General features: G+C 38.0%; 20 protein-coding genes. 14 read left to right on the forward strand and 6 right to left on the reverse strand.

Annotation, left to right across the window (positions count from 1 at the left end):
* The first annotated feature begins 64 nt into the window (after window positions 1–64).
* The 5 genes from KJS57_RS26430 (at window position 65) to KJS57_RS09725 (ending at window position 9,372) form a co-directional block, all read left to right on the forward strand.
* Window positions 65–1,024, forward strand: a complete 960-nt coding sequence (locus KJS57_RS26430) for an HNH endonuclease (protein ID WP_244861468.1) — start codon at window positions 65–67, stop codon at window positions 1,022–1,024.
* A gap of 836 nt (window positions 1,025–1,860) precedes the next feature.
* A complete protein-coding gene (locus tag KJS57_RS09710; RefSeq protein ID WP_213654607.1) occupies window positions 1,861–4,860 on the forward strand; it encodes a UvrD-helicase domain-containing protein in 3,000 nt (999 codons plus the stop codon).
* A gap of 184 nt (window positions 4,861–5,044) precedes the next feature.
* A complete protein-coding gene (locus KJS57_RS09715; protein ID WP_213654608.1) occupies window positions 5,045–6,223 on the forward strand; it encodes a DNA cytosine methyltransferase in 1,179 nt (392 codons plus the stop codon).
* 64 nt (window positions 6,224–6,287) lie between these two features.
* On the forward strand, window positions 6,288–8,060 hold the full coding sequence (locus KJS57_RS09720) for an McrB family protein (RefSeq protein ID WP_213654609.1): 1,773 nt from the start codon (window positions 6,288–6,290) through the stop codon (window positions 8,058–8,060).
* A gap of 13 nt (window positions 8,061–8,073) precedes the next feature.
* Window positions 8,074–9,372: an McrC family protein gene (locus KJS57_RS09725; RefSeq protein ID WP_213654610.1), complete on the forward strand. Its 1,299-nt coding sequence runs from the start codon at window positions 8,074–8,076 to the stop codon at window positions 9,370–9,372.
* 144 nt (window positions 9,373–9,516) lie between these two features.
* Here KJS57_RS09725 and KJS57_RS09730 read toward each other — a convergent pair whose 3' ends face one another.
* The 6 genes from KJS57_RS09730 to KJS57_RS09755 all read right to left on the reverse strand — a co-directional run bounded on the left by KJS57_RS09730 (window position 9,517) and on the right by KJS57_RS09755 (window position 14,073).
* Window positions 9,517–10,305: a hypothetical protein gene (locus tag KJS57_RS09730; RefSeq protein WP_213654611.1), complete on the reverse strand. Its 789-nt coding sequence runs from the start codon at window positions 10,303–10,305 to the stop codon at window positions 9,517–9,519.
* A gap of 145 nt (window positions 10,306–10,450) precedes the next feature.
* Window positions 10,451–10,795, reverse strand: coding sequence for a hypothetical protein (locus KJS57_RS09735; RefSeq protein WP_213654612.1), 345 nt, complete (start codon window positions 10,793–10,795; stop codon window positions 10,451–10,453).
* Window positions 10,796–11,129: 334 nt separating this feature from the next.
* Window positions 11,130–11,789, reverse strand: coding sequence for a hypothetical protein (locus tag KJS57_RS09740; RefSeq protein WP_213654613.1), 660 nt, complete (start codon window positions 11,787–11,789; stop codon window positions 11,130–11,132).
* Complete coding sequence (locus KJS57_RS09745) at window positions 11,786–12,187, reverse strand: hypothetical protein (RefSeq protein WP_213654614.1); 402 nt, start codon at window positions 12,185–12,187, stop codon at window positions 11,786–11,788. The genes KJS57_RS09740 and KJS57_RS09745 overlap by 4 nt, the downstream gene beginning before the upstream one ends.
* A 76-nt stretch (window positions 12,188–12,263) precedes the next feature.
* The gene (locus tag KJS57_RS09750) at window positions 12,264–12,971 is read right to left on the reverse strand and encodes an NAD-dependent deacylase (RefSeq protein ID WP_213654615.1); all 708 of its coding nucleotides are present in this window, start codon (window positions 12,969–12,971) and stop codon (window positions 12,264–12,266) included.
* A 106-nt stretch (window positions 12,972–13,077) separates the two neighbouring features.
* On the reverse strand, window positions 13,078–14,073 hold the full coding sequence (locus tag KJS57_RS09755) for a helix-turn-helix transcriptional regulator (RefSeq protein WP_213654616.1): 996 nt from the start codon (window positions 14,071–14,073) through the stop codon (window positions 13,078–13,080).
* A gap of 455 nt (window positions 14,074–14,528) precedes the next feature.
* On the opposite strand from KJS57_RS09755, the gene KJS57_RS26610 reads away from it, so the two are divergent.
* The 9 genes from KJS57_RS26610 (at window position 14,529) to KJS57_RS09795 (ending at window position 20,233) form a co-directional block, all read left to right on the forward strand.
* Complete coding sequence (locus KJS57_RS26610; protein WP_280520373.1) at window positions 14,529–14,660, forward strand: hypothetical protein; 132 nt, start codon at window positions 14,529–14,531, stop codon at window positions 14,658–14,660.
* A 283-nt stretch (window positions 14,661–14,943) separates the two neighbouring features.
* Window positions 14,944–15,183, forward strand: a complete 240-nt coding sequence (locus KJS57_RS09760; protein ID WP_213654617.1) for a hypothetical protein — start codon at window positions 14,944–14,946, stop codon at window positions 15,181–15,183.
* Window positions 15,184–15,241: 58 nt separating this feature from the next.
* Window positions 15,242–15,925 carry a helix-turn-helix domain-containing protein gene (locus KJS57_RS09765; RefSeq protein WP_213654618.1) on the forward strand — a complete coding sequence of 228 codons (684 nt, stop codon included), beginning with the start codon at window positions 15,242–15,244 and terminating at the stop codon, window positions 15,923–15,925.
* A gap of 92 nt (window positions 15,926–16,017) precedes the next feature.
* Window positions 16,018–16,167 carry a hypothetical protein gene (locus KJS57_RS09770; protein WP_213654619.1) on the forward strand — a complete coding sequence of 50 codons (150 nt, stop codon included), beginning with the start codon at window positions 16,018–16,020 and terminating at the stop codon, window positions 16,165–16,167.
* A gap of 46 nt (window positions 16,168–16,213) precedes the next feature.
* Window positions 16,214–16,915, forward strand: coding sequence for a metallophosphoesterase family protein (locus KJS57_RS09775; RefSeq protein WP_213654620.1), 702 nt, complete (start codon window positions 16,214–16,216; stop codon window positions 16,913–16,915).
* Window positions 16,916–16,983: 68 nt separating this feature from the next.
* Complete coding sequence (locus KJS57_RS09780) at window positions 16,984–17,178, forward strand: hypothetical protein (protein WP_213654621.1); 195 nt, start codon at window positions 16,984–16,986, stop codon at window positions 17,176–17,178.
* Window positions 17,179–17,291: 113 nt separating this feature from the next.
* Window positions 17,292–17,759, forward strand: a complete 468-nt coding sequence (locus KJS57_RS09785; protein ID WP_213654622.1) for a hypothetical protein — start codon at window positions 17,292–17,294, stop codon at window positions 17,757–17,759.
* A gap of 855 nt (window positions 17,760–18,614) precedes the next feature.
* A complete protein-coding gene (locus tag KJS57_RS09790) occupies window positions 18,615–19,553 on the forward strand; it encodes a PD-(D/E)XK nuclease family protein (protein WP_213654623.1) in 939 nt (312 codons plus the stop codon).
* Window positions 19,554–19,750: 197 nt separating this feature from the next.
* A complete protein-coding gene (locus tag KJS57_RS09795; RefSeq protein WP_213654624.1) occupies window positions 19,751–20,233 on the forward strand; it encodes a helix-turn-helix domain-containing protein in 483 nt (160 codons plus the stop codon).
* The last annotated feature ends 62 nt before the right edge of the window (window positions 20,234–20,295 follow it).

Below are 20,295 nucleotides of genomic sequence, written 5' to 3' on the forward strand. Positions count from 1 at the left end.
ACCGTACTGTAAAAATTTATGCTATCATATTCTCAAATAGGGGATTGTAGAAAGGAAATGAGGTATGCCAATTCCAAAGAATATTCGTAGAGAACATATACTTGAGGCTATCATGTACATTGACGAGCATGGAGTACCACATAAGAGGGAATCAACGAAATACGATCTTCTTTATAATAATAAGCGGTATCCTCCGAAGTATGTGATAGCAAGGGCGAACGTTTGTGCAAATGGGGAGGAGCTTTATGAATTCAGTGGTGGAGATCAGACTAATGATGTACTGAAAAATCTAGGATTTGATGTACGATTCACTTTAGACACGATTCCTGCTTTAGAGCCAAAGGCTAGAGCAAGGGAATATGAAAGCTATTCGGATATTATTCGTGACCGTATTATTTTTGAGTACCTGTTTCATTCACGTACACATCGATGGCTAGATGAGCAAATAATCGGGTTGAATGCCGATGAGAGTCGTGGTTATCAGTCTATGGGGATATTGCACTACATCGGGCTTCGGGATAAGCATAAAGGAATTTTTCAAGATATGTCTGTAATAATAGCAATTGAGCATTTACGAAATGCAAATAATAAGTTTCCTCTGGTAATTGCTTCACTGGAACGAACATTAGGTGCAAATAATAATTCATTGAATAATAATGATGACGTTAAGTCGGCAAAAGTCGAGTACGAAGAAGGGAAGGAACTGCTTCGTTTACATAAAGTTAGAGAGCGTGATCCTCAGCTAATTAAAGATGCGAAGAAGCGATTTAAGAAGTTACATGGGGAATTATTCTGCGAAGCATGCGGAATCAATTTCGAGAAGGTTTACGGTGAGCGAGGTAAGGACTTCATTGAAGGACACCATAAGAAACCAGTATCCGAAATGAAGGACGGGGAAACAACCAAAGTCGAGGATATTAGCATGCTTTGCTCCAACTGTCACCGTATGATTCATCGGATCCCGATGATCAGTATTGAGGAACTGAAGAAGAGTATTAAATTGATCTGGGTGGGGAGCCATTGATAGGAATCATACTCACGGAGGAACACTAATGAAAGAGAAGCTCCGTGTTTCACGACTTGAGCAGGAAAAGATAACTCAAGCAAGGCATTTTTAACTCGAATATAATGGTCGATCCATAGAAATAGCATTGGGATATGTATTTACAAAAGATGAAGTGAGGGCATCGTATCTAATTGGTCCAAATGGTAAGGAAAGCAAATAGGGAAAATCCCTCCTTTCTTGAATCGATTGAGAAATACATGAGATAAAAAGTTCCAGGCAACCGTAAGGATTTCATTTGTAGAATATACTTTTCTGTATAAAAAAATTCTTGTCAAAACATGCCTATTGCAGTATGTTATGAGTAATTATATTTTGATTGGATTTGCGGAAGCACCGCAGACTAACCCATCGGGTAGAGTCTGCGGTTTTTTGCATTCTAAAACTAATTGGAGGATTGAGAAGATGAAATGTTGTACTTTTTGTTCCAAAAATGCTGAGATGCTATTTATTCATCCCGTTCATGAAATCGGTAGGCTTTGTGCCAGATGCTACTTGCAATTACAAGGATCGTGTGGTACTTGTGGCGGAAGCTTTTTACTGACAGAGATCAAAGAAAATGTGAGTTATCAAGTCAGAGCAAAGTTTATTGGGATGGGGGAAAAGAATTACGTTGTCTGCTTCGATTGCTTTGATGCGATCCAACATGAATTTTCACAAAAGTTTGAATAACCGTAAGGAAAAAGCAGAATGGTGTTTTGCTTGGAGTAATTTGGACGAGGTTGGTTGGTAAATGATAAAATGGAGTGGGGTTTTGATTTATTCCTTGACTACTCTATAGCATAGGAGATTTCAGAGTGCAAAATTGGATTTCAAACATTAGTATGTACTTTAAAAAAAGGAAGGCTAGAACCGTAGTGAAAAAGGTTGACTCCTTTTTGATACAAATGCAAGTTAAATACAAGAATTCAGCACTTGAATCAAATAAAGCAATGAATCAACCTCACTACACTCCAAATTCATATTTTCAAAAAAGAATTGAAAGACTTGATGTGGATCGAATTTACTTAGAAGATGGCAATCCAATTCGAATATCTTCTGATTTCGAGCTACGCTATGTGCGTCTTATGCCCGTTATTTTTTCTTTGTCAGAATACGATGAGTTACTTGGAAGGTATATATCGATTCAAACTGAGTTCAATGCTCAATACGCAACGACTCAGGCTTATGCTTCGGAAATGAGGACTCTGGTACAACGAAACAATGAATTATTGCAACGGTTCTTTTCAGAGTTAGCAGAGTTACAACAGGATTACATATCGGACTCCTCTAAAAAAACATTTATGACTCGCTACAGAGAGCCTTTTTTGTTTTATCAAAATGCAGTTCAAGGTGAAATAGAGGACCCGTTGGCTATTGAGTATCTCTCTGTCGTTAGAGACATCGATAAAAACGTTGTGAATTGGAATCAAGAGTATATTCAGCGGGAACTTGTAAGGAACAAAGAATTCTTCGATAACATTGATGGCAAATCACTTGATGAGCAACAACGGATTGCTGTACTAATAGATGAAGACAATAATTTAGTTCTTGCTGGTGCAGGAAGTGGAAAGACACTGACTATATCAGGGAAAGTGAAGTTTTTAACAGAAAAGAAAGGTGTTTCGCCTGATGATATATTGTTGATCTCCTTTACCAATAAAGCGGCGGAAGAAATGCATGATAGGATAGCCAAAAGACTTCATGTGAATGTTGACGTGAAAACTTTTCACATGCTTGGAATGGGGATCATAGCTCGGAATTCAGAAAAGAAGCCCGATATATTAAGCGATATGAAGCCAATCATACAGGAATATTTCAGATCGGTGATTTACTCAAGTTCGAAAGAACTTGAAAAGATCGTAACTTTTTTTGGGGTATATTTGAATATTCCAAAAGATCTTGAACAGTTTGATAGCCTAGGTGAATATCATGAAAACCAAAAAAGTCTCGATTTTGAAACGTTGAAGGGAAAGCTTCAAAAAGTTACAAAAAATTTGCAAACTTTAAAAGGCGAGACAATGAAAAGCCTGGAAGAAACACTTATTGCCAACTTTCTCTTTCTCAATGGGATAGAGTACATCTATGAAAAAGACTACGAGTATCCCACAGCTTCTAAATTGTATCGACAATATAAACCAGATTTCTTCTTACCTGATTACGAAATATATATTGAACATTTTGGAATCACAGAAGACTATCGCACCCCTTGGCTAAGCAGTATTGAAGAAGAAAAGTATATACAAGGAATTCATTGGAAACGGGCATTACATAAAGAGAAGAATACGGTACTGGTGGAATCATTCTCATATTTCAATAAGAATGGTGTTCTATTTTCGAAGTTAGAGGAGAACTTACGTAATAAAGGAGTTCAATTCAAAAAAATCGATGTGAGAGCTGTTTATGAAGCCATATGCATCAGAGAAAAAGATTACTACTTTGAGGAGTTCATAAAGCTTGTAGGTAGCTTTATAAATCTTTTTAAATCGAATGGGTATAGACAAGAGCACTTTACTCAGCTTATTGAAGAGAATCGACAAATGAATAGCCAAAATACTTTTATGAGGAACCGTAACGAAATTTTCTTGTCACTGGTGCAACCGATATATGAGTATTATCAAAACCGTCTAAAGGATCAAAATCAAATTGATTTTAATGATATGATAAACGTAGCAACTGATAATGTAAAAAGCAATTTTACAACATTCCAGTACAAATACATCATAATTGACGAGTACCAAGATATTTCACAAAGTAGATTTCAGCTTATCAAAGCAATCAAAGATAAGACAAATGCGAAGGTAGTCTGTGTTGGAGACGATTGGCAATCGATCTATCGTTTCGCAGGCAGTGATGTACAGCTCTTCACAAAGTTTGGTGAATATTTTGGAATTTACGAATTGCTAAGGATCGAGAAAACGTACCGAAATTCTCAACAGTTAATTAATGTTGCTGGAAAGTTTGTTATGAAGAACACGAATCAATTGAAGAAAAATCTAGTGTCTAACAAAAACAATCTTCAACCAATTCGTATAATTGGATACAGCCAAAATATGTACGAAGTATTAGCGGCAACAATTGATGAAATTGTCGAGAAGTATGGGGCTAAACAGAGCATTATGCTATTAGGAAGGAATAACTTTGACATCAACTTTTTGAAGGAACAGAAAGAGTTCAAAGTAGTTGAAGGTAAGAAACTGATTAAAGTGGAGTATATGAAACATAAGTCATTAGACATTAGCTTTATGTCCACGCATAAATCGAAGGGGCTGGAAGCTGATCACGTCATTTTGATTAATGCTAAAAATAGCCTGCTAGGTTTTCCGAATCGAATTGCTGATGACCCTGTGCTATCTTGGGTTCTAACTGATCAAGACTCATTCGATTTTGCGGAAGAACGACGGCTATTCTACGTTGCATTAACACGTACACAAAACAACCTTTATATTCTTGCTCCAGAAAGAGATGCATCAGTGTTTGTAAGAGAATTGATAAACGAGCATCATATAGCTTTTGAAACAACTTTCTTACAGAATTCCGTCTTACATAATCCCAAATGCCTCAAATGTAAAACTGGCTTATTGGTCGAACGCAAGGGTCAGCAACAGAAAAGTTTCTTGGGATGTAGTAACTATCCGCAATGTGATAAGACATACAGCGATGTTCGCCTGCTTGATAACCAAATTATCTGTAGCCGATGTAATGGGTATATGGTAATGCGAGTGAACAATGGTGAAGAGTTTTACGGATGCTCAAACTACCCAAATTGTAATAACACGATTAACATTGGAAACAAACCCTCAAGGATAAGACGATGAACGTGGGATTCCAAATAAGTATACTCTGATTTTTGTCTTAATTGACTAGAGTATGTTAAGTGGAAAATTTATTTATTGGTGTGAGGAGCATTTTATAAGTAACACATTTTGCTCTGTAAAAATGGCTTACTAAAAGTTATAATAAAGATACAGTAGAGCGTTTGGCTTGCTAGGAGGGTAATTAATGAAAGATAAATTTAATAAGCCAACAGTCCTAAGTATGTTCTGTGGATGTGGAGGACTAGATTTAGGGTTTCATCAGAGTGGATACGATGTCCTTTGGGCTAACGACATAAACGAAGATGCATGTTTAACATATGAACATAATCTTGGGAACGTAGTAAGAGGAAATATTGAGGATTTGGAAATTCCTAAAATAGAAGATTTGGATGTGCTTTTGTCGGGCTTCCCTTGTCAATCGTTCAGCAATGCTGGTAATAGAAAGGGAATTCAAGAGAAGAGGGGTAATCTTTACAAGTTTACGTTAAAGTTTATCGAAGAACTTCAGCCCAAAGTAGTAATGATGGAAAATGTAAGAGGACTACTTTCTACTAAAACAGAAAATGGATTTCTTTTACCTGAGATACTAGAGAGTCTATCTAATATGAACTACGAAGTGCATTTCAAACTAGTAAATGCATCACATTATGGTGTACCTCAAAATAGGTTAAGGGTTATTGTGATTGCATTGAAAAAGGACATTGGCTTAGGGAAATTCCACTTCCCTAGCCCTATCACGGACGTAGATTTATCATTAAAGAATACTATTTTTGATATTCCAGAAGATACTCCTAATCAGGATGAGATGATAAAACTCAACCCTCAAGCGATTTACCTTGGTTCTTTTGTTCCAGAGGGAGGTTCTTGGAAGGATATTCCTACAGATGTTTTACCTGAGAGGCTAAAGAAGATTAGAGACAATATGGAGAAATATAGATGGCCAAACTTCTACCGAAGGTTCCATAGAGATGAAATAGCTGGGACGATTACAGCGGCTTTTAAACCTGAAAATGCAGGCGTTTGGCATCCTACTGAAGATAGAGTGTTTACAACACGTGAAATTGCTAGAATCCAAGCTTTTCCTGACAGTTTTGTCTTCAAGGGCCGAACTGTGAAGGCCAACTATGAAATGATAGGTAATGCTGTACCTCCTAAGCTTTCTTATGCATTTGCAAATTGCTTGAAAGAAGTTATTGAGGGGAAGGATATTCCAAAAAGAGAGAACATTAGGTATTTCTCGAAAATAAATTTTGGGTCAGTGCCAGTACGAGTTGGAGATGCAGAAGTAGTTTTTGATTTTTTGGAAAAAGAAGAACAAGTTGAACAAGTTGAACAAGTCGAGTTATTAATCAGTAATAGGTAAGTAATACATTAGGGAACCATTAAGGTTCCCTTTTTTAAAAATAATTCCTAGGGGAAATGAAACGGTGTACTTTTCATTTGATGTGTTTAGGTATAATTTTGAGAAACTAAGGACTGTGAACGGAGATGGCAAAAAAGGTGGAGAGCAAACATCGGGCTTAGCTGTTTTTTTCGCTGTAGATATGGTTCAAAGACAATTTGCGACCCCTAGGTTGGACCTTAATCCAGATAACAGGCCCCATAGAGAAGGTGTTACTTCGAAGTTTATTGAGTTACTGTGCGTAGGTACTACTGTTGATAATATGGAGCTTCAAGTTAACAACCTTGGTCAAGTGAATATTGGGGTGAAAAAGCTTGCCAACAGATTGAGTTCAAACTTTTTAACTACAAGACTTAAAGCAGGTTCAACCGCAACAGGTACGATTGGTTATCCAGGTAGACCTGCCCCATTATTAACAGTTGGACACGAGGTCGCACCTGGTAATGAGTGGGGTACGGAAAAAAGTGAAGACTGGCAATCAAATTTTATGCTTTTTTTGAGTGGAAGGAATTGTGAAGAGGATACTTTTCCACTAGTTGTATATTTATTGCGAAATTTTAACTTCGAGAATGTTGTAGGGACTGGGGCGGTAGAACCCAACGAAAAATTGGTTTCGGCTTTGCGAACACGTTTTACAGATGAGGTAGCAGAATATTTAATTGAAAACTCCACAATACCTGACGAGTGGGATTCAGCAGGCTTTTTTAGTGATATTCCAATCAATGTATCTCAGTATGAGGAGCTTGTGAATGTCCATGATGAAGACGAGAAAGTGATGACTATTCCGTTTGAAGAAACAGAAGTAGATGAAACGGTCACTAAAAACTTAATTTTATATGGTCCTCCAGGCACGGGAAAAACATATCGAACTGCCGAAATAACTCTAAGAGCATGTGGATTTTGGCGAGATGAATTAGTGGAAGATAGAAGAGAAGTTATGGACATCTTTCGGTACTTGCAAGAAAATGGACGAGTAGAGTTTGTCACATTTCATCAATCTTTTTCGTATGAAGAGTTTGTCGAGGGTATGAGTGCGAGAGTAATGGATGGAAATATAGAATATTATATAAAGAATGGAATTTTCAAGAAAGTATGTAACAAAGCTTTTGATGACGAACAGGGAAAAAATTACGTTTTGATTATTGATGAGATCAATCGTGCAAATATTTCCAAGGTCTTCGGTGAATTAATAACACTTATAGAGTATGATAAACGAGCAGGGGAGGAGAATGAAGTTGAAGTGACGTTGCCCTACTCACAAGAGCTTTTTTCGGTTCCTAACAATGTTTATATCATCGGTACAATGAATACCGCAGACCGTTCTATAGCCTTAATGGATATGGCATTAAGAAGAAGGTTTGAGTTTGAAGAGTTGATGCCACAGCCAGAACTATTAAGACGCATTACATTCGGTGAAGATGAAATTGATTTAAGAATATTACTTGAAACAATTAATAAAAGGATCACTCTTTTATTAGATAGAAATCATACTATCGGTCATGCTCTTTTTATGCATGTCTCAACACTTGGGGATTTGATTTCCGTCATAAAAGGTAAGATTATATCAACACTACAAGAGTACTTTTATGGCCAATGGGATAAAGTAGGGATTGTTTTAGGCGATCATAGAAAAAGCCCTGAATTAAGGTTGATTGTTGAAGACGAATCGTTTGATATTGAGGAGCTACTTGGAAAAAATGATTATAATGATCAACTTGAACAGGTTTACATAGTAAATCCTCTGTTTGGAACTGATGATCAACAGGATTTTGCAATTATCAAGAGTATATACAGTTAGTGGGGTGTCATCTATGATACCTGTAATTAGTGTTAGAGAACATGAAGCGATTTATATTGGTGAAACATTTTCTAGCGAAAGCAAAGTCATCACTCGGTATCAAGCAACGTTACTAGAAAAGTTTGAAAGGGAACAAGGTAAACAGATTTTCAAATGGGGTAATAAAAAAATTACCCCATTACAATGGGTAGGAGTAGCATCCATTGGCAACCTACAAATTGAGATCCTACCCAAACTGGCTAACTCGGAGCATTCTCAGATAAGGAAAAACCTTTTGTATATGCTTACGATTGCAAAAGAAGTCCCTTTTAGAGTGCAAGATGTAAGCAGATTTGATACACAAAGGAACACTTTCCTGGAAATTTTTATAAAAGTATTTATTGATAAATTAAATAATGCATTAAAAACAGGGGTTATTCAGCAGTATTGTCACGAAGAAGAGAATGTTCCTTTCCTCAAAGGAAAGTTACACTTATCAGAACAATTAAGGAGAAATCTAATAAATAAAAGCAGATTTTATGTAAGCTATGATGAATACTCTATTAAGAATTTACCGAATAGGATTATTAAAGCAACGGTTGCAAAACTCTATGGAATATCAAAGGTTCAGCATAATAAAAAGGTTTTGATGAATTTAAAAGATGCTTTTAATGAAGTTGATGAGAAGGGATTTTCATACAGCGAAATGAAAAGTTTGGTACTCCCTAGGACTATACACCATTTGTATCAAGAAATTATTGAAATGTGTAAAATTTTCTGGAAAAATGAATCGCCCGCTTTAAGTAGTGGAACATCAGAAAGTTTCAGCCTGCTGTTTGACATGAACATGATTTATGAAAAATTCATACAAGGTGTATTGTTGGCTCATCAAGAAGAGATCATGGGTCACAACCTGAAACTAGTGACTAATTTGGGGATTACCCCAAAGTATCTTCTAAAAGATCAATATGGGCGAAGCACGTATAGGTTATTACCAGACAACGGTATTGTTAATATAATTACCAGTAAAATTGAAAAGATAATTGATACAAAGTGGAAGCTATTGGACAGTAAAAAGAAGAATTTTGGTATTAGTCAGGATGATATTTACCAAATGTATGCATATGCAAGGGAATATGATTGTAATAAAGTTATTCTTTTGTACCCTGTTAACGAGGGAACAACTGGTCTAAGTTTTCTTCCAAGATACCGTAATAACACATTTCCAGAAAAGCAGATAGAAATTATTGTTCTTACAGTCAACTTGGGGCACAAGTTTCCAGATCAAATAGATGATTTTATTGATGATTTAAGAGTGATTTGCTCTATATAAATTACGATTGTTGTTCTCATACTTATTTTTCATTTCACAAACGAATTTGAAATGACCTCCGATTACACAATTGATGTGTAAATGGAGGTCGTGTCTAATGGTTAAATATTACAAGCCAAATTGTAGTTCCAATAGTGATTCACTCTATACCTCACATGCTTCCCATTGGTTGCAAACATGAACGTTTCTCTCGCTATCAAATTTAAAATCGGCTTCAGCTTCCCAATGACCACAAACAAAGCATTTTCTAATCGAAGGCGTATAAATAAAAGTGAACTCATCCTCATGAAAGACCTTAGTTGCAACGTGTTCTGATTGGTACTTTTCAAATATTTGTTTCAGAATGCTCACAAAGCGTTGTTGATCTTCAATAGTAAGGAAACATAATACGTCCTTAAAGTTGCGAGGGGATATTTCATTTTCACTCTTAGCTTCCCACGAAAGATTACGATAAAAGAAATACGTCTCGCTTAGATGATCAAGTAAATCCAAGTATATTTTGCTGAGGAGATCATCGCCAACTGTATTCCAGATCTCATGCCAGTAAATACTTACACCATAATAAGTTTCATATTCCCGATGATGCAGAACATCATTTACTTCGTCATTCAATAAAAGTAGCTTTTCATATAACTGAAGGATATGAGCTTTATAAAAACTGCCTTCCGAGTCTCCGAAGTATAGGGACTTGTAATCTTCAATTACTAAATCAATCTCGTTTTCAAGGTCAATACGTTCTTCAAAGGACTGGATCGTCAGTTTTTTCTCTTGGAAATGATGGAAAGAAGACATCAAATTCATGTATTCAAAAAAGTAAGGGTGTTCAAGCGAGTCTTCAGGTGAGCATTCTTCCGAACAGTAATTACCTTCACTTGAAATTGACTGATATGGTTCTTCTGAAAATGGAATATTACATTTTGAGAATAAATTCATGATTGGTTTCCCTCTACTTTCTTAGAATTTTCGAAATGTCATTCTATCTATACACAGGCTTTTACTAGAATTCTAAGTGTTTTGGCAGGAAATCCAACAGGTTAGCTCATTTTGGAGAAGGGGAGCCGCCAGCGCTTTCACTAATTCATAGGAAACAATGTCTCTCCCAACGCTCCAGAAGGTGATAATTTTCATTTGTTGAAGCAACTATTTTCCAAAATGGTTTCCTGAATTCAGGATGGACATATCGGGGATACAAATTCATCCAAGATCGACCTAATAGGTTAATCGCCTGTTCCCAATCCGATACGACTTTTGATTTTTGATGTACAAGAGCAGACAAATCCTCATCAACTAAGAAGTCAGCCAAAGCCGATTCGTTGGTTTCCTTCATAAATACCCAAGAGTCGTCACTAGTCTTTGATCCAAGCAATGTGATGCTCCCGCCTTCTCCTGCCAGTACGATAATCTCTTCCCACTTCTGATTCATTAAGATTTCCCCTCCCGTTAAAAAGCAATAGGTCCCAAATCGTCAAAACCTTTTTCTCCAAAATCTTGCCAACTTGAGACAGATGGATCATTTGCTAAATCAGCAAAAACCAAAATAAATCTTCACATCGGCCAGGGGTAAATAAACTTTGCGTCGCCCTCCAATTATTCTTGATGATAAAAATGGAATCAGAACCATACTCTCCATTCCATTTGAGTAAGGTGTACCGTTTTTGAGTATTTTTATTAATATTGATTTCAAAGTGAGGATATTGGTTCTGGACATGATTAAGAATCGAAAAGAGATCAACTGTACAAGTAATTTGCTGGTTTAGTTACACTGGATTGGAAGAGATACTTTCTAACATTTGTTTATATGCCGCAAGTAAGTCGGCTACGATTTCTGGGCGGCGAGTTGGAATAAGAGGGCACGGATGATAGTAGTTATTGGAGTTCTTGTGCTTTTTGCCGAAGGTAGGAACTTTTGATTCATCGATTAGACTCATCCACATCCCCTTAATTTGTTCAAGGTTTTTCCAGTTAGGATTCTGCTCGACTCCCCAACCTGTAAGAATCCAGGGGTGACTCTGTAGCTCTTCTAAAGGGATTAAAGACTCTCTGATTTCATACTCATCCGACCGAACCAGAGTCTCAAACTGGTCTACAGCATTTTTAGACTTCGCATTCTGGAGGCTAAACAAGTTATAGATATGGAATCGTCCAACTAAGGAAGCCCCTTCCCCGTAAATTCCCTTCAAGAATAGTATTAATTGCTCCATCGTTGGGTCGGTCTTTATTTCCCCTTCTGCTTTGCCTACTGTATTTAGCTCCACTTTCAGATTGGGATTGATTTTATTGAAGTCAGCTGATCCTGGGTTAAGCAGCAAACAAGCCCCAAGAGACTGCTCTGAGTCGCCCCATTGAATATAAGCCGATTTTCGAAACGTATGATCGCCCCGTTTTGTGAATGTTCCGTATGCCTTTGGTTGATTCATTTTAATCCCCCGTTCATGTCTTTATTATGGTTTATACCAACCAGATCTGTGACTGTCACAATGCCTAAGACGCTATAGTAAGCATTATAAAGGGAAACAGCAATTTCAGCTTCTCGTTTGCCTTCGCAATCTACATATTCAATTCCAGATTGATGGAGCTGTTCATCAACGACGATGATATATCCTTCATCTACGTCGTTATTCAGGACGCTTACGTACAACAATATCCGATTATGTTCTGGTTCCCACCATTCCCATTTCTCGTTATACTCTGTCCCTTTGTTCACCCAATGTCCGCCTGGATTCGGCGTATAAGATGAGGGCTCATCTTTTTGCTTTTGACTCAATGTTAGAAAGAAGGATAGGATGACGATAAGTATTATCAGAACCATCAACATCTTCTCCCTTTCCTGTCTACAATATATAACCATGACCGCTCAATTATTTGAGTGCTCGGGATGTATCCTATTTCAGCTAAAGCTCGTTTGCAACTTCTTGTAGTACATCCCCGATTTTCCGATCATTGATGACTAAATCGGCAATACGATCTAATGGGGTCGGATCTTGATTAATGATGACCAACTTAGCCCCGTTTTCTTTTGCAGTAATCGGAAATGAATTGGCAGGAGAAACGACCAAGGATGACCCCAGAACAATAAAGAGGTCAGCTTGCTGGGCTTCATAAACTGCCGCCGTCAATGCTTTTGAATTCAGCGATTCACCGAATAATATGACGGATGGGCGAATGAGGCCTCCACAGGTGCAATAAAGGTTATTGTTAAAGTAGCAATCTGTTGGATAGACAGTTCCACAAGCATTGCAATGTAATCGTCGAATGGTTCCGTGAAGAGTGATAACATTGCGATTGCCTGCGTCTTCATGTAAACCATCGGTATTCTGGGTTATGATGGACTTGAGTAGAAATTGTTCTGCGAGTGTTGTTAATACATCGTAGCCCCCATGAGGACGAATAGATTGTAGCCCTTCAATTCGTTTACGATAAAACTCAACAAATGCATCTTTGTTGTATTTTATGGCATCGGTGCTGGCTAACCATTGTGGATCTTTTCCTTTCCATAAACCGTTTTTAGAGCGGAAATCGGGAACACCGCTTTCGGTACTCATACCAGCACCAGTAAATACAACCGTATATTTAGATTCTTTCAGCCATCCTGTGAGCATTTGATGCACCTCCAATTGAGCTTTATAAACTGATTTAACTATAGAGAACGATCAAATATTTGAGTGTTCTTAATTGTTCCTACAATTTAAAAAAGACATCTTGGGATTAGATGCCTTCTGAATAATGTTGGAACATTTTCTTGGCTTCTTCCTTCATCTTATCGACGAGTGATTGCGGTGTGATTACCTTTGCATCACTCCCCCATGTAAGCAACCAACGGACTAAGCCCTCACTAACAGCGGCATTTATTTTGATTGAGAACGTTTGATCATCTACTTTGCGAATGAGGGTATCCTTACCAAAACGGTCAATGATCACATTAATGAGATGACTATTGAATTGCACTTCAATGAGCTGGGTATCGCCAGGATACATGTTAAAAGTCTGTTTCATGTGATCAGCGATATTAAAATCAGATGGAGTGAAAAGAACCTCTGAAACATCAACCTGTATCATTCTGTCTACTCGGTAATGCTTTATGCTAGCCGAATCATCATCCTTGGCTACAAGATAATAGTAGTCGTTGTTCCATACCAGCCCTAGTGGAATTACGGAGTATATCTTGCCACGATGCCGAAGGACAAATTCTTTATTGACATTATAGCTCCCGTATTGGAAGGTAAGCATGGTTCGTTCATTAATGGATGTATGTATCTTGTCAATATGATAACGAACTTCTTGATTTTGAGCCTTCACTTCAGGAGTAACGGATATTTGATGCTGAAGCTTCTTAGCCAGATGATTACTTGTTAAGGTCTTGATCTTTCCGATAAGTTGTTTGGTTTCCGCTGATGTAATGAATTTGGCTGAGGAGACCGCATCAATAAGCATCCGAAGTTCATAAACATTAAATTTTCGGTACATATGATAGTAATTTATCGTGTTCCGTTTCCCAATAGTTTCTTCAATAGGGAAGCCACTATATTTTAATTGTTCAATCGTACTTTTGATCGTATTCTTCTGGGCGGTATACTCGTCTCCGAATTGCTGTTGTAATTTTTGATTTATTTCCGACAAAGTTAATGAATGGTCTTCGTCGGTTAGAGAAAGTAGAATTTCTCTAATCTTCAAAAGCCGCATGGCATTACTTGCTTCAGACATATGCTCACTCCGTTTCTTGTTGTCTTTTCGACAACCCCTAATTCCATTATAATGAGAAATCATTTAGTCGCACTACTTCAAACGCAAAACTATGTATGGTCGAAAAATCAAATGGCGTAAGGTCAGGAAAAAACCGTTTGTGATTGGAGAGCAGGTTTTAGAGAGAGAGGGAGAATTGGTTCGGAAATACTTCCCTTTACCATTGGTCCCCACTAAATAGTTCAATACTGTTTCCAAGACAACCTGATTGGGAATATGCGGTAAAACAGTTCAAGTTATGTTATGATAGTTTTCCAAGACCAAAACATATAAATAGGGTGACGACATGATAAGGAATTTGATAGGCTCAAGTCACAGTTACATAGATTTTCAGTAAACGCACAATCACGTATTGTGCGTTTTTTCTATACTGTTTAGGTTGTAACACTATGCTTTTTGAGAGGAGGTGAATGACGATGAAAGCGTTGGTTGCAAAGCTGAATACAAAGCAAAAAGTTCAGAACGTTCTTCTAGAAGTTGGTGCAGATTCACTCATGATCGTAATTGGAATTTCAGTTGCTCATATTATCAAGACGATGATGTTTTAAATCGCTGGGAGCAGAGAGGAAAGGTGGGTGAACACGCCTGTTTTGGATGGCATAGTTTCGCTATCTTTCCTTCGCTACATTGTGTGATTTGAAATGGAGCAGATACAGAAAATATGATCATTATCATCGATTTATTAGCATTTCAGATGATCAAGTCGTATTTGTGATCCCTAGGAAACTTCTCCTTCAATCCGCAATGGAGGTTGGAGACGAATATACTGCTGAGCCAAAAGGTAACATGCTTCTTCTCAAAAAAGGTAAAGCAGATAAGGGGGAAATAATTTTGTGTGAACCGATGAAAGAATGGAACGCAAAATTGGAGCAAGATGTTGATTGTTATGAGAAGGTCATTCGATCAATCGATGATGACGAATCTGATGAGGTAGTCATCATTTTGTCGAAAGAAATGTTATTGAAGGCGGGGATCGAGATTGGGGGACAACCTGATGATTACAACCAGACCAAACGAGCTGGTGATCAGAAAAGGGCAGGGTGGAGGGGAGAGGTGATGGAAGGTATATAGTACAAGGGTGAAACTACAAATGCTATTGTGATAGTTCGTATCGAAAGTGAGGATCCAAATGGAGCGACAGGAAGAAAGTATTAACAGAGAGTTACTTTCAATTGCAGATGCGGCTAAAGAGCTAGGCATTAATATTGAAATGATTCACAAGTACATTGAACGTGGTTTAGAAACTGTAAAGGACGAGAATGGAGAGATAAGGATTCCAAAGGTTGTTGTAGAATCGTGGAAAAACCCTGCCGATGCATTCCAGTTACAGTGGCTTTATCAAGTCGAAAAGTTAATGAATCAGACCGAGGCAGAAAGGTTGGAATCAATCAATAAACAAATTGCGGAGTTTGAAGATAAGTATCATGGAACCTTTCAGCAGTTGTTTGGAAATCTGATCAATGATGGCGAGATTGATGGAATGTCCGAAGCGGTGGAGATATTCGACTGGAAGAAGCTTGAAATCCAAAAAACATGGTTGATCTCAAAGTTGAAAGGATTAATGCAAATGGAAAAGTTAATACCGAGAACCGAACCTCAAGAAATTCCATACGAAGTGCTGGTCGATAGTATTCCGAATGGGGGGAAGTGGGAGTGGAGTCATGGCTACTTATTCTTTTCGGATGAGGATTTGCGAAAGGTTGTGCTGATGCTCATTGCTCAAATCGGGTTAAGAGAAATGGTCGAAATTCTTCCTAATAGATCTAGGTACGAACTGGAGAGTATTTTGATGCTTAGACCTGAAAGGGATTAAAGGCAGGGTATATGGATGGATCAAGGGTTTGATTTAGTCATTGAATAACCGAGTCGATAAAGAATCCCCTTTTAGGAAGAGGAGGATGGGTTTTGCCTAAGAAAATAAATCGTGATAGAAAAATGCTAAATCCAAACCGACCAGACATGAAGATTCTAGGGTTAAATGATATGTTTAAGAAACTTCATGAAGAAAATCAGAGGGCTTTGAAAATCCTTCGAGATCGAACAAAACATCAATAAGCAATTGCTAGGATTTTAAATAATTATATTGAGAAGGAATGAGTATATGAAAAGATACTTCATGACAGATATTCACGGGGACGCTAGAGGAATGAAGGCATTACTAGACCATGTAGGTATTGATTTTTCAGTAGACCAAATTGTATTTGGGGGCGATATGATAAATCGGGGTAAGGATTCGGCAGAGGTGGTTAAATTTGTTAAAAATTTAGTGGATACATTTCCGAATAACGTTCATGCAGTCGTCGGCAATCATGAAGAAATGTTGTCTGATTACTACCGAAGTGGAGATAAAACATGGTTGCATCATGGTGGTAGTGAGGCCCTTAAAAACTTCAATAAAACGTTCACAGATGATGCTGATCGGCAATCACATTTAGAATGGGCAACTTCCTTACCCCTGCTATTCGAAGATGAGGCATTTGTTTATACTCACGCTGGGTTGAATCCACATGAGCCGCTGAATAAGCAAAGTCGAGAAATTCTTTGGATGTCTGAATCGGTTTTATACAGTATTCCAGGTACTTCACTGTTGGCTTTAACTCAGAACAAGCCCATCATTCACGGTCATACACCTGTGGAATATATATATTTCGATGGGGTGCGACTCAATTGCGACCTTGGATCAAATACCTATTCTATCGAGGAAGAGAGAGGTCTTGGATTGGTGAACTTGACTGAGATGACCTATTTCATTTATAAGCAAGCTCAAAAAAAGATCGAAAAGCGAAAGGTTGTTCAAATATAAAAGAGCGGGAAAACCAGAGATGATGGAGAAGGTTATTTCAAATAAATACAGAGAATAAGGAGGCAAATGTGGACGATCAAACTTATAACATGGAAAGAATCAAAGAAATAGTGAATATGATATGTTTTTTCGAAGATCGATATGGGGGCAATTTTGAGGAGGTGGTTAAGATCAAGGGCGATCCATATCTCTCGGAAGACTGGAAGTGGAGTAGGGAAGGTAAAGAATGGAGGGGACATCTCAAGGAAATTGGCGATCTGTAAGAACAGGGTGTTTTATATAAAGACAGGAATTATAGGGAGTTAGAAGAATCAGGGTTGTTTAAGACCTGAAGTTGACACTGGATTACAATTGAACATTGGAGAGATGAGAACGAATGGGGCAATATCTGCAAATGGGAATTGTCTATAGGGCATCTGTTTCCAGGGAAACAATGAATGCTCTTAGTCTAAGAGAAGAGAAGCTGCTGGACGAGCTGAATAAAAAAAATGATATGTCGCTGTTTGATTGCCATGAGCATGATGATGTAATCGACTTTATGTTAAAAGAAGCAATCGTATTGGAACAATTACATAGCTTTATGCAATCACAGTTCTCGTTGTACAGCCGAAATGACAGGGAAGTGGTAGAGGTCTTTAAGGAGGCAGTAAGCGCCGTTTCAGAATTATCTTCCTTGCGTGAACTTATTGAGCTTGCAGAAAAGAATAGTTTCCATTGTTTGCAAAATAGTCGAATAGACGAAAGTATCAAGATTACGCCTTGGAATTCACTGCGGTTAAACAGTTCTATGATCGTGCTTTTCGTTAAGGCAAGCTATACATGGAGCAATACAATTCCTTCTTAAATTATCTGGAGTCGCTCGTTCGGTCTACCACCGAGTTGACGATTCGTGGAGCATTCCGAGCAATTATAGAATGATTAAGGAATGCTCATCTGTCCGACCGCTCCTCATAACTATAAGTTTCATTCTTTCGTTCACATATAGTTGTGAATATCCTCCATAAATCTTATGAAGGACTTACCGAACTGTTATGCATATTGTATGACGTTTGCAAATGGATGGTTGGCAGAAGCTGCGGCATTGGCAGTGAATGTTATGCAGAAGTTCATAACTCTTTCATAAGAATAGATCGATGAATAAGATGCATAATTAGCTGTTCAAATTTTTTTCGCCCTCATCTCTTCCCTTTGCCCTCTAATCAACAATAATGGAAAATTTCATTTAGACAGTTGCCCCAACGCCTGTATTTCTGTACTATAATCAAAAATACAAACATACGTTCTGAAATGAAAAGAGGCGACTTTCAAATGAGAAAAAAACGAATACTTACAATTGAATATAAACCTAAATTAAGGGCATCGGATCCATGTAAAAAATGGTGAAAATGTCCTTTCTGTTTACCCCTAATGTTGCCAAGTAAACGGTATTGAAATAGAGGGTGGGATGATGAAGGTTTATTTTACATGTCATGCTGTAAAACGAATCTATTAGGAGGTCATGGCTTCTTGAGAAATTAGAGTATATACCTCCATTCGAAACGGATATTCGGTGGCGTACTAGTGAAGGACATATTCTTGTATTGAAACGTGACGGTTCGAATATTGTCGTGATTACCGTAATTGCATTGAACAAACAATCGAACACAGTCTATCCGTGGTCAAAAAAGCTGAAAAGATCGCTGAAGGGAGAAGAAGATAGATGAGTATTTCAAATGGCAACATACCTTTTTCATGGTCGCTAAGCCGCCATAAGTGCCTCTCTGAATGCCAATTAAAATATGCGTGCAGCTATTATATCTCGCAAAATGGATGGAATAAACGATCCCCAATCATTGCTCAAAAGAGCTATCGTTTGAAACGACTCCAGTCACTTCCGATGGTTTTTGGTAGTTCAGTTCACGAAGTAATAAACAGAGCTATTGAGGAGAATTTATCGGATTTTATAGTGGATGCGAATGAAATGACCGAGCGAATAAGAGGGAATCTAAATAAGGCATATCAGGATTCTAAATACAAATTGGGTACATGGATGGATGCACCAAACCAATGCACCATGCTTCAAGAATTTTATTACGATGGTGATTTGCCGCTGGATAAGATTAGCGATTACAAAAACAGAATTGAGCCGACTGTAAAACATATCATTGGATCTCAAACGTATCGGGATTTAAGCGATCATGGAAAGGTAGAACTGGTAACTGCTGAGAAGTTTCGAGCTATGGAAGTAGACGGTATTAATGTTTGGATCGTGATTGACCTATGCTACCGTGATCTGGAAACAGGCAAATTCACCATCGTCGGTCTCAAAACTAGCAGATCGACAGCGAATGACTATTATCAGTATTATCAGATGTGCTTGTATGCATGGTTCATTCAGCAAGCATACGTCCTGGATTCACTGGAGGATATTGAACTTCGCCTGGAGTTTTTGAGTGATGGGACAAGCAAGACATTTACACCGAAAGAAATTGATCTGGACAACGTGTATCATCTATTTCGGACTAGCGTTGAATCGATGTATACATTGCTTGATGATGTTGAAAATAACAAACCGAAAGAGATTAAGGAATTTACGAAGACGGACAATGGTAATTGCTGTGCGGTCTGTAACTTTCGACAAATTTGCCAGACTGAGTAGGAGAGAGATTGATAGCAAGGAAGGGATGAGGGGATGGCGAGATCTGTTATATCGAGAAATATGTGGAACAGCGTGAAATTTCCCCTGCGTAAATGGTAGGGAGAGAGTTATAAGGGGATAGCCAATAGCTTACTATATAAAGTTAAAATGAACACTGGATTCTCGTGATGAGGAACATTAAAAAGGAGAAATGGACTATGGCAGATGTAGCAAAGCAGAACGATGCAGGAGCGGATGAGGAAAGAGGAGCCGTATTTTCGGTTAGCGAGAATTTTGGTGTTTTACTTCGCCATTATCGAGTTAAAGTAAAAGACTGGACACTCAAAAAATTAGCTGAGGAATCGCAAATGTCGGAGTCATATATCAACAGGCTCGAAAAAAATTCGAGGAGTTGCCCAAGCGTGCCAACAGTGATTCGTTTGGCAGATGCTTTGGGGATACCCTACGATGTTCTAATGGCAACAACGTTTCAACCAGTGGAAAGTAACAAAGAGGTAGCGTTGGCGGATTTGTTAATCCAGAGTAATTTCGTGATAAACGGTCAGAAGCTCGGCAAAGATGCAAAAGCAACTTTGGTGAGAATAAACGAATTCCTGTGCGATTGCGAGTGGAACTCAAGCAAAAATCGGGATTTGTTCAGACTTTCTGAGATGATCGACGAGTTCAAAGAAACGATTTGATAAGGCAGGGAACTGGATGGAAGGTATGGTAGGGGCGAGATAACTCGCCTCTTATTCGTATA

This window comes from Paenibacillus vini, from assembly GCF_018403325.1.
GTDB classification, from domain to species: Bacteria; Bacillota; Bacilli; order Paenibacillales; family Paenibacillaceae; genus Fontibacillus; species Fontibacillus vini.